3 protein-coding genes and 1 pseudogene are annotated in these 3,046 nt (G+C 63.1%); all 4 read right to left on the reverse strand.

Annotated features, from left to right (window positions below; translation table 11 throughout):
* Window positions 1-618 (reverse strand): annotated as a pseudogene (locus A2J01_RS01910) (winged helix-turn-helix transcriptional regulator); the annotation flags it as partial.
* Between the two features lie 72 nt (window positions 619-690).
* On the reverse strand, window positions 691-1,557 hold the full coding sequence (locus A2J01_RS01915) for an acyl-CoA thioesterase (RefSeq protein WP_054827295.1): 867 nt from the start codon (window positions 1,555-1,557) through the stop codon (window positions 691-693).
* The gene (locus A2J01_RS01920; protein WP_042451087.1) at window positions 1,554-2,378 is read right to left on the reverse strand and encodes a DUF1295 domain-containing protein; all 825 of its coding nucleotides are present in this window, start codon (window positions 2,376-2,378) and stop codon (window positions 1,554-1,556) included. Before A2J01_RS01920 ends, A2J01_RS01915 begins: the two co-directional genes overlap by 4 nt.
* Window positions 2,375-3,046, reverse strand: a 672-nt coding sequence (locus A2J01_RS01925; RefSeq protein ID WP_064111716.1) for an SDR family NAD(P)-dependent oxidoreductase, incomplete at its 5' end; no start/stop codon positions are given. The genes A2J01_RS01925 and A2J01_RS01920, both read right to left, overlap by 4 nt.

The following is a 3,046-nucleotide window of genomic DNA, read 5'->3' on the forward strand; positions in this document are numbered from 1 at the left end:
GATGATCGCCGCTGACCAGCGATTGCCGACAAGTTCCATCGTGTGAGCCAGAATCTCCGGACGGCGTTCGGACTTGGTGGAGCGTCGCCGCGATGTTGCTTCCGGGACACTGCGTGAGAAGTCCCCACTCGGACCCATTTGGGAGTCCAGGGATCGTACGTCCACGTCCTCGCCGCACTCCTTGCAGCGCAGGATCGGGGTGAAGTCGTTTCCGCAGGTGCTGTGCCGCAGTGGTGGAAGCGGCTGGGTTTCATTGGGCGCCCACTGCTTCTCCCACGACCACATGGTGATGAGGACGGGCCAGATCGACTGCCCTTTGCGGGTGACCGAGTATTCGTGCCTGGGCGGGTTCTGCTGATACTCACGACGCTAGAGCATTCCGCCGGCCGTCAGGACCGCCAACCGTGAGGACAATACGGAGTTGGAGATTCCCCCGAGGGCGAGCCAGTCGTTGTATCGCCGCGACCCCAACAGGGCGAATCGCAGAATCCAGAGGTTCCACTCGTCCCCCAACAACCCGAGCGTGACGGCCAGTGCGTTCGGACCGCCGGCAGGCAACTCGGTGACGCCCGCCGACGCGGTGGGTGTCGAAGATCCGGCTGCATTCACTCGTACCACCCCGAAATCATAGGCCGCGCACCCTGCGGCACCGCGAGACCGTACCGAATGGTCTGCAGAAAGAGTCGGGAATCACTCGGTGCGGGCAATGAGTAACGCTTCCTGAGTGATCTGGCAGATCTGGAGTCCGGACTGATCGAAGACCGCGGCATTCACTACTGCTCTGCCGGTGTGAGCTGTGGGGGTCGAGTGCTCGAAGAGCAGCCACTCGTCCGCCCGCACAGGGCGTTGAAACCACATCGTGTGATCGAGGGACACACCAGTCCAGTCCGTGTCGAGCGAGTGCTCCTGCCCGATGTCGTAGCCGTGCGGAGTCAGCGCGGTTGCCATCAGCATCAGATCACTGGCATAGGCGAGAGCAGCCACGTGAATCAGCGGATCGTCGCTCAGCCGCTGAGCCGAACGCATCCAGATGTTGCGCGGAGGCGCCGCCGAATGCGTCGTGGGGGCCTGCGAATCGATGGGGGACACACGAATCTCGATGGCGGAGAACTCCTCCCACACCTCTCCCAGCCCGCCGTCTGCCTCGGCCAACTCCTGCAACGTCACGCACTCAGCGGGCGGGAGTGCGGTAGGTACTGCGCGACTGTGAGTGATGCCCTCGTCGATCGAGGAGGCAGAGACCGTCGAACGGCAGACGAGTCGTCCGTCCTGGTGGACGTCGACGCCTCTGGTGGACAGGCGTTTTCCGTCCCGAAGGCGATCTACCGAGAACTCGGTCGCGCGATTCGTCGACCCCGGGCGAAGGAAGTGGGTGTGGACGGAACTGATCGCTTTGCCGTCGGTAACCGTGTGCCCGGCTGCGAGAATCGACTGGGCTACCAGTTGGCCGCCGAACAGCTGAGGCAGCCGAACACCGTCGTTCGACCCTTGCCACCGGTCCGGGCCGGTCGATTCCAGATCGAAGACGTCGGCGAGACCACTCGTGGGGGCGCTCACGACGCGTGGTTTCGTGCCGGACGGGGTGGACGAGGTAAGAATCCGCTGGTCCGGGCGACGTAGTCGTCGTAGGCCTGCCCCTTGCTCTTGCGCATGCCGCGTTCGAGAAGGGCCTTACCGCTGTAGCTCACCAGCAGTTTGATCATGACGATCGGAGAGACGATCGTGATCAGCGCCAATGGATCACCAAGCGCGAGGATGAACAGTCCGACCCAGACGCATGCATCACCGAAGTAGTTGGGATGGCGGGTCCAGGCCCAGAGCCCACGGTCCATCACCTTCCCGGCATTGGCCGGATCAGCTTTGAAGCGGGAAAGTTGGTAGTCTCCAACCGATTCGAAGACGAAGCCGACGGTCCAGACCGCGATGCCGATCGCGCCGAGGACTCCGAGGGCGCGAAACTCGTACATCGCGAACTGGACGGGCAGCGACACCACGAGAATGAGAACGCCCTGGAGGCCGTAGATTTTGCGAATCAGGAACGGAACCAGCGGTCCCTGTTGATGTTTGAGCAGGGCAGTGTAGCGCTTGTCCTGCCCGTGCCCACGGTTTCGGAAGCCGATGTAGAGGCCGAGTCGCATTCCCCACACCACGGTCAGAGCCAGCACGACGAGGCGACGCAGATCGTTGCCGTCCGACCCGATGGACGTCAGGTACGAGACGACGGCGACGACGGCGAAGCCAGGCCCCCAGCAGATGTCGATGATCGAGTGATTGTTCATCCGGATGGCGACGGCCATCACGACTGCGATGAAGACGAGGACGGCGAGTGCGCTCACACCGAAGTTCAGTGCAAGATCGCCCAGTGGGATGTCGGTCATGCGCGCGCTTTCCGATTGTGGTGGTCGAGCAGTTCGGAAGCGAAGTCCGCGAAGGCTTCCTGTGCGCTCGGATAGGTGTGAGGAGCGCCGAGTCGGCTGGTCACGAGTAGCGCGTCGAGCGCTTTGGCATCGAGTTCTGTGGTGGTGGGCAAGAATTCGGTCGAGCCCTCGACGGCGTCTGCCGAACGCACCCCGTTGCCTGCCGTGACGATCACCTGCCCGTTGGTCGTGGACTCGGGATCGACGAGGGCGGTGACCACCGGGGCTACCAGGTCGGCACCCATGATGTCGATGAATCGTGGATCCATTCCGGATTCGGTCATCTGCGTAGTGGCATAGGGCAGTACGACATTGGTGAACACATTGCGACTCGCTCCTTCGCCGGCTGCGGTGCGTCCCAATGCGATGACGGCACCCTTGCTGGCGGCGTAGGCGGACACGGTGGGTTCTCCGTGCAGTCCTGCGGTCGAGGCAATCATCACGATGCGCCCGAATCCGGCTTCGCGCATCACTCGGGAGGCTTCGGCGGCGACCAGTGCGGTTCCGACGACGTTTGTCGTGATGACGGTGCTGAGGTTCTCGGCGGTGGTGCGATGAAGCATCTGTGGACCGCTGACCGCGGCGCTGGTGATGCAGAAGTCGAGTCGTCCGAACCGAGTGAGAGCGTC

Origin of the sequence: Rhodococcus sp. EPR-134 (genome assembly GCF_001647205.1) — a bacterium.
GTDB classification, from domain to species: Bacteria; Actinomycetota; Actinomycetes; order Mycobacteriales; family Mycobacteriaceae; genus Rhodococcus_F; species Rhodococcus_F qingshengii.